Raw genomic sequence first — 7635 nt, forward strand, 5'->3', positions numbered from 1 at the left:
CGGGCACGAGGCCCGCCGCATGAGGCGTTGTCCGATCCGGCTGGATCTCACTGCTTGGGAGCGGCCGAGAGCGCGGGCGTCAGCTTGTCCGCATCGCGCTTGATCAGCGCTGCGAAGCCGGCCGGGGTGCGTTCCTCTGCCGTCGGCAGGACCGTGCCGAGGTCGAGCAGGCGCTTCTTGGTGCCTTCGTCGTTGAGCGCCTTGTTCAGGGCGTCGACGAGCTTGTCCACGGCCTCCTTCGGCAGCCCCTTGGGGCCGGCGATGCCGTTCCAGGCCTCGATCTGGTAGTCCGGCAGTCCGGCTTCCTTGGTGGTGGGGACGTCGGGCAGGGCCGGCGAGCGCTGGGCCGAGGCGATGGCGTAGGCCTTGATCGTATTGGCGCGGACCTGCTCGGCGACGGAGACGATCTGGTCGCACATGAAGTCGACCTGGCCGGAGACGAGATCGTTGAGCGCAGGGCCGGTGCCACGATAGGCGACGGCGTTGATCTTCGGCGTACCGAGGATGCCCTTGAGCAGCGTGCACGTGGTCCAGGACACGGAGCCGAGGCCCGCATGGGCCTCGTTCACCTTGTCGGGGTTCGCCTTCACATAGGTGACGAACTCCTTGAGGTCCTTCGGCTCGAAGTTCTTGCGGGCGACGATCAGGATCGGCGTGCCGCCGGCAAGCCCGATCGTCTGCATCCCGTTGATCGGGTCGTATTTCAGGCCGGGATAGGTGGCGGGCGCCGCGGAATACGTGCCGAGATGGCCCATCGCGATGGTGTAGCCGTCAGGCGCGGCCGACAGCGCGCGGGCGATGCCGGTGGTGCCGCCGGCGCCGGCGACGTTTTCGATGACGATCTGCTGACCGAGCGTCTTCGACATGTGGTCGGCGACGATGCGGGCGATGATGTCGGTCGGGCCGCCAGCCGCGAAAGGCACGATCATGGTGATCGGCTTCGTCGGATAACCCTGCGCCTGGGCTCCCCCGGTGAAGGCCAGCGCCGCTGCAGCGGCGAGGCCGATAATGAACTTCTTCATGAGCACTCCTCCCAGAGATTGCCTTGAAACAAAAGTGGAGAGGCGCCGCCACTGCGGCAACCCCGTCATTCGGTGAACACTTCCTCGCGCTTCTTCGAGATTGAAGGCAGCAGCGCGATGGCGAGCACCAGCACGGCGACGGCGAGCAGGCCTGCCGAGATCGGGCGCTCGACGAAGGTCATGAAGGAGCCGCGCGAGATGATCAGCGCCTGGCGGAGCTTCTCTTCCATGAGCTTGCCGAGCACGAAGCCGAGCAGCATCGGGGCGGGCTCGAACCCGAGCTTGATCAGCAGGTAGCCGAACAGGCCGAACAGCGCCGTGAAGGCGACGTCGAGCGGCTGGTTGTTCACCGAATAGATGCCGATGCAGCAGAAGATCAGGATCGCCGGGAACATCAGGCGGTAGGGCACTTGCAGCAGCTTAACCCACATGCCGACCAGCGGCAGGTTGATGATGAGCAGCATCAGGTTGCCGACCCACATCGAGGCGACCATGCCCCAGAACAGCTCCGGATTGCGGGTCATGACCTGCGGGCCGGGGATGATGCCGTGGATCGTCATGGCGCCGACCATCAGCGCCATCACCGCATTCGGCGGGATGCCGAGGGTGAGCAGCGGGATGAAGGCGGTCTGTGCGCCGGCGTTGTTGGCCGATTCCGGCCCCGCGACGCCCTCGATCGCGCCCTTGCCGAACCGCGAGGGGTCCTTGGCGATCTTCTTTTCCACCGTATAGCTGGCGAACGGGCCGAGCACCGCGCCGTTGCCGGGCAGGATGCCCAGGATGCCGCCGATAGCCGTGCCGCGCAGCACCGGTGCGATGGATTGCTTGATGTCGTCCCAGCCGGGCAGCAGCCGGCCGATCTTGGCCTTCACGACGTCGCGGGCCTCGGGATTCTCCAGGTTGCGCAGCACCTCGGCGAAACCGAACACGCCCATCGCCAGCACCGAGAAGTCGATGCCGTCGGCAAGCGCGGGGATGCCGAAGGTCAGGCGTTCCTGGCCTGTCTCCAGATCGGTGCCGACAGTCGAGAACAGCAACCCCAGCATGATCATGCAGAAGGCCTTGAGGATCGAGCCGCGCGCCAGCACGACCGCGAAGCACAGTCCCATGACCATCAGCGAGAAGTACTCGGCCGGGCCGAAGAGCAGCGCCATCTTGGTCAGCGGCGCGCCGAGGGCGGCGATGATCAGGGTGGCGACGCAGCCGGCGAAGAAGGAGCCGATCGCAGCGGTGCCGAGCGCGACGCCGGCACGGCCCTGCTTCGCCATCTGATGCCCGTCGAGCGTGGTGACGACCGAGGTCGCCTCGCCGGGGATGTTGACGAGGATGGCCGTGGTCGAGCCGCCATACTGCGCGCCGTAATAGATGCCGGCGAGCATGATCAGCGCGCCGGTCGGATCCAGGCCGAAGGTGATCGGCAGCAGGATCGAGATCGTCGCGATCGGGCCGACGCCGGGCAGCACGCCGATCAGGGTGCCGACGAGGCAGCCGGCGAAGCACAGGGCGATGTTCTTGAAGGTGAGCGCGACGCCGAAGCCGAGCGACAGGTGGGCAATGGTATCCATCATGACTCAGACACCCAGCAGCCAGGGCGCGAGCGGGATCGGCAGGCTCAGCGCGTACTTGAACAGCAGGATGCAGGCAGCCGACATCGCCACGGCGAAGATCAGCAATTCCTTGAGCCGGCGATCATCGGCGGCCAGCCCCGAGAAGAAGATCAAAAGCGGGCCGGACACGAGCAGGCCGAGCGCCGGGACCCGGATCGGGCCGAACTCGAAGCCGCGGATCGTCAGCGCGAACAGGCAGGCCCCGCCGAGCGCGAAGAAGATGCCCTTCCACGACCAGCCCGAGAGCTGCTCGCCATTGTACCGCAGCGAGGCGAGGGCCAGCATGATGCCGAGCCCCGCGCAGATCACCGCGAAGGTCTTGGGCAGCATGCCTGGCCCGAGCTGGCGCAGCGTCCCGACCGGGAGCTCCCACGAGAAGATGAAGGCGCCGATCGCCAGCAAAACCATGAACAGGCCGCCGGCAAGATCCTGGGTCGATCGTACGCGCAGACCCTGCGCCCGTTCTATCTGGTTGAGACTCATCAGGCTCCTCCGATTGGCGACCCGGTACGGGCTGTCCGTTTCTGCGTTTTGGGGGAAGTGGGAACGGAAAGGCTGTGGCGTTCGTCGAGCAAGGTCACGCTTTCCCGCAGGATCGCAAGGAAATCGTCGCGTGCCGGCAATTTCTGCTGGGGACGCCAGGACACGCCGACCAGCGCGCCGGGGGGCGGAGGATCGAGCAGCGCGCCGCGCAGCCGCCGCAGGGTCACGCCGGGGAAGGACAGGCGCGCCACCCAGTCCGGCGCCAGCGCCATGCCGAGCCCCGCGGCCACGGCCGACATCATCGCCGGCTTCTCTGTCGCCTCGATGGTGACGTTGGGAACCGCGCCGACGCTCTCGAAATAGGCCATGACGAGGTCATAGGCATAAGGCCGGATGCGCTTGGACGGCACGACGAAGGGCTCGCCGACAAGATCGAGCATCGTCAGGTGGTCCCGGGCGGCCAGCGGGTGGGCTTCGTTCAGCACCACGATCGGGCGCTCCACCCGCAGGATCTCGAAGGCGCAGTCCGTCGGCTTGCGCGGTGGGCGGGTTAGCGCGAGGTCGAGCTTGCCGGCCTCCAGCATCTGGATCAGCGCGGCGGTCATCGCCTCGACGAACTTGATCTCGATGCCGGGGAAGCGGGCACGGAAGGCGACGAGGGCCTCCGGGACGAAACTGGAGGAGGCCGCGTCGATCGCGCCGACGCGCAGCACCTTGCCCGAGGCGAGCGAAGCCTCGCGCACGGCGCGGGAGGCATGCTCCATCTTCACGAGGATGCCCTTGGCTTCCTCGAGCATGATCAACCCGGCGCGGGTCATGGCGACCTGCCGGGTCGTGCGCGTCAGCAGGCTGACGCCGAGTTCATCCTCGAGAGCGCTGATCTGGCGCGACAGCGCGGGGGGCGCGACGCCGAGCCGTTCGGCAGCGCGGCCGAAGTGCAGCTCTTCCGCGACCGCGATGAAGCATCGCAGCTGCCGCACATCCATTGGCCGTCCCCTGTTCCCCGGTACCGCTTGCCGCGATATCTTTGTCAGTGGGCCGTGCCCATAGCGACTCCAGCCGACAAGTCGACCCTAGAGCAATTCATAATTTTTTGGCAATAAACAGTTTGGGCTCAGGCCGTCCGCGATCGCAGGGTTCGAAACAGCCGTCCGTCGATCAGGGCGAGCCCCGCGAAGATCGCCGCCATGCCGGCGAAATGGCGCGGCAGGAGGGCCTCTTCCAGCAGGCCGGAGCCCAGCAGGATGGCGCTGACGGGGATCAGGAACGTGACGAGCATGACATTGCTCGGGCCGGCCGTGCGCATGATCCGGAAAAACAGGAGATAGGCCAGCGCCGTCGAGATCAGCGCCAGCCCGACGAGGGCGAGGGCGGCACCGTGCGACGGAACCGGCAGCGTCCAGGGCGGATGCATGACGGCGACGATCGGGATCATCATCAGAGTGGAGGCCGAGAGCTGCCCGGTGGCGGCCACCAGCGGCGACACGCCGCGGAAGCGTCGGCCGAGCAGGCCGGAGAAGGCATAGGAGACCGCGGCGAGGATGCAGGCCAGCTGCGCCGCCAGATTGGAGCCGAGGCCGCTGATCGCGTCCGGGCCCATCAGGATGGCGACGCCGACGAGCCCGGCTAGCACGCCGCCGAGTTTCAGACCGGTCGCCTTCTCGTTGCCGAAGCAATGCATCACCAGCACCGCGAAGATCGGCGTTGTGGCGTTCAGGATCGAGGCTAGTCCGCTCGCGATCTGCTGCTGGCCCCACAGGAACAGGCTGAACGGGATCAGGTTGTTGAGGATGCCCATCCCGAAGAAGGCAAGCCACAGCTCGCGCCCGACCGCCATCGATTGCCCGGCGATCCGCACGGCCACGAGCAACGCCAGCGCCGCGAGGCCGACGCGCACCTGCACCACGGCGAAGGGCGGCCATTCCGCCACGGTCAGCTTGTTGAAGAAGAACGAGCCGCCCCAGAGAAGCGACAGGACGACCAGCATGAGCCACTCGAGCGAGCCCATGCGCAGCGTGGAAGCGGGAGGTGTCTGTGCCATGGCGGAAGCTCTGCTCTCTGGCCGGGTCTTCCCGCGTCAGTAGGCGGCCGGGGAAGGCCCGGCCACCCGGATTCTGGCGAGCTTTTCCGCTCAGGCCGCTTCGGCGTCGCGCGCCTGCCACATCGCCTGGAAGGCCGGACGCGCCTGGCAGGCATCGAGCCAGGCCTTCACGCGCGGTGCCGCTTCGAACAGCTGGGTCGCCGGCTTGGCGTAGCGGATGATCTCGGCGACGTTGATGTCCGCGACGGTGAAGCGGCCACCCATCACATAGCCGTTGTTCTCGGCCAGGGTCTGGTCAAGCACGGCGAACGGGGCGGGCAGGGCGGCGAGCGCGGCTTCGACCAGCTCGGGCCTGCGCTTCTCGGGCGGATAGGCGGCGAGGTGGAACTGCAGGTTGAGTGCGTGCGTCTCGCACTCGGTCGCGGCCCAGAGCGACCACATCACCGCGAGACCTTCCTCCTGCGCGTTCTGCGGCGCCAGCGGCCCGCCATGCTTGCGCGCGAGATACAGGTTGATCGCCAGCGACTCATGCAGCTTGAAGCCGTCGTCGTCGATGCTGGGAATGTGCCCGTTCGGGTTGATCTTCAGGAATTCGGCGCTGCGCGTATGCAGCGGCACGCCAGGCGCGGTCGGGTCCGGCAGGCGATAAGCCTGGATCACCGGGACATGCGTGAATGGCAGGCCGAGTTCGTTGGCGAGCCAGATGACGCGCGTGGCGCGGGAGCGATAGCAACCGTAGATCGTCAGGGACATCGGCGGGGTTCCGGTGAAAGAAGGCTGACTGGCGACTTGAGGCGGCGCGCGGGCCGATTCAGTCGCGGCGACATTAGGCGTGCGGCGCCGCCGCGCCAATGCGGATCCCCCGCAGCGCGCGTGCAAAAAACCGTTTGACGCGGACGCCTTGCGGGTGCATTGGCGCTCTGCCTCCGGCCCGCGTGGCCGGCTGCTCACAGGAAACCTCAACCCGATGCCAAGCGACAGTCCCAGCCGACAGTCGAAGCCGTCTGCCGCCGCCTCGCGCGCCTGACCGGGTTGCCCGGCTCGCCTGCGATCCGGCCATGACGGCCCGATCGCAAGGAATAGAGCCATGAATGATACCGTCGCCCCGACGGACCTCCTCGCCGTGACGCTGGCCCAGACGCTCGCGCAAGAGCATGTTGCCGACATCGTCGAGACCCTGAACGAGCAGGACGAGGCGACCATCGCCCATGTCCTGGGGGCCTTGCCCTTCGACCGTGCCGTCGAGGTGCTCGACCAGCCGGAATTCACTACCGCCGCCGAAGCGCTGGCGCTGCTGCCGGACGGGCGCGCCGGCGCGCTGCTCTCGGCCATGTCGGCGGACCGCGCGGCCGACGTCTTTCAGGAGTTCGACGAGGGGACGCGGCAACGCCTGAGCGGGCGCATCGACCGTCAGACGCGCTCCGACCTCAAGAAGCTGCTGGCCTATCCCGAGCACAGCGCCGGCTCGATCATGACGACCGAATTCGTCAGCGTGCCGTCGAACTGGACGGTGCAGCAGACGCTCGACCATATCCGCCGCGTCGAGCGTTCGCGCGAGACGGTCTACGCGATCTATGTCCTCGATTCGGTGACGCGCAAGCTGGTGCGCGCCGTCTCGCTGCGGCGGCTGATCAGCGGCGATCCCGCGGCGCCCGTCGAGTCCGTGGTGCCGGCGCACAAGCCGATCACGGTTACGCCCGAGATCGATCGCGAGGACGTCGCTCGCCTCATCACGAAATATGATCTGCTCTCGGTCCCCGTCGTCGATGCGGACGAGCAGATCATCGGCATCGTCACCTTCGACGACGTCATCGACGCGATGATCGCCGAGACGACCGAGGACGTGCAGAAGCTCGGCGGCATGGAAGCGCTCGACGAGCCCTATAACGAGATCGGCTTCCTTGCGATGATCCGCAAGCGCGCCGGCTGGCTGTCGATCCTGCTGGTCGGCGAGATGCTGACGGCGTCCGTCATGCAGTTCTTCGAGGGCGAGCTCGAAAAGGCGATCGTGCTGACGCTGTTCATCCCGTTGATCATGAGCTCGGGCGGCAACTCCGGCTCGCAGGCGACGTCGCTGATCATCCGGGCGCTGGCGCTGCGCGAGGTCACCCTGAAGGACTGGTGGCGCATCGCGCTGCGCGAACTGCCGACGGGCCTGACGCTCGGCACCATCCTCGGCGTCATCGGCGTGGTGCGGATCGTCGTGTGGCAGTGGCTCGGCTTCTACGACTACGGCCCGCACTGGATCCTGATTGCGGCAACCGTCGGCGGCGCGCTGGTCGGCATCGTGACCTTCGGCTCGCTTGCCGGCTCGATGCTGCCCTTCGCCCTGAAGAGGCTCGGTTTCGACCCTGCCAGCGCCTCGGCTCCCTTCGTCGCGACGCTGGTCGATGTCACCGGCCTGATCATCTATTTCGGCGTCGCGGCGGCGATCCTGACCGGCACCTTGTTGTAACGCCGGGCGGGCGGTTCTCAGCCTTCC

Annotated in this window: 7 protein-coding genes; 1 reads left to right on the forward strand and 6 read right to left on the reverse strand. The window is 67.1% G+C overall.

Annotation, left to right across the window (positions count from 1 at the left end):
- Window positions 1-47: 47 nt before the first annotated feature.
- From ACIPIA_RS06945 to ACIPIA_RS06970, 6 genes are all read right to left on the reverse strand, one after another.
- Entirely contained in the window at window positions 48-1022 is a 975-nt protein-coding gene (locus ACIPIA_RS06945) for a tripartite tricarboxylate transporter substrate-binding protein (RefSeq protein ID WP_400507961.1), read from the reverse strand.
- Window positions 1023-1087: 65 nt separating this feature from the next.
- Window positions 1088-2590 (reverse strand): tripartite tricarboxylate transporter permease, encoded by a 1503-nt coding sequence (locus ACIPIA_RS06950; protein WP_400507963.1) that lies wholly within the window; start codon window positions 2588-2590, stop codon window positions 1088-1090.
- A 3-nt stretch (window positions 2591-2593) separates the two neighbouring features.
- Complete coding sequence (locus ACIPIA_RS06955) at window positions 2594-3112, reverse strand: tripartite tricarboxylate transporter TctB family protein (RefSeq protein ID WP_400507965.1); 519 nt, start codon at window positions 3110-3112, stop codon at window positions 2594-2596.
- Window positions 3112-4098 (reverse strand): LysR family transcriptional regulator, encoded by a 987-nt coding sequence (locus ACIPIA_RS06960; RefSeq protein WP_400507967.1) that lies wholly within the window; start codon window positions 4096-4098, stop codon window positions 3112-3114. The genes ACIPIA_RS06955 and ACIPIA_RS06960 overlap by 1 nt, the downstream gene beginning before the upstream one ends.
- 128 nt (window positions 4099-4226) lie before the next feature.
- Window positions 4227-5153 (reverse strand): DMT family transporter, encoded by a 927-nt coding sequence (locus tag ACIPIA_RS06965; protein WP_400507969.1) that lies wholly within the window; start codon window positions 5151-5153, stop codon window positions 4227-4229.
- A 90-nt stretch (window positions 5154-5243) separates the two neighbouring features.
- A complete protein-coding gene (locus tag ACIPIA_RS06970) occupies window positions 5244-5906 on the reverse strand; it encodes a glutathione S-transferase family protein (protein WP_400507971.1) in 663 nt (220 codons plus the stop codon).
- A 334-nt stretch (window positions 5907-6240) separates the two neighbouring features.
- On the opposite strand from ACIPIA_RS06970, the gene mgtE reads away from it, so the two are divergent.
- Complete coding sequence (gene mgtE, locus ACIPIA_RS06975) at window positions 6241-7608, forward strand: magnesium transporter (RefSeq protein WP_400507973.1); 1368 nt, start codon at window positions 6241-6243, stop codon at window positions 7606-7608.
- Window positions 7609-7635: the final 27 nt, after the last annotated feature.

Origin of the sequence: Allobosea sp. CER48, from assembly GCF_044752385.1 — a bacterium.
Taxonomy (GTDB): Bacteria; Pseudomonadota; Alphaproteobacteria; order Rhizobiales; family Beijerinckiaceae; genus Allobosea.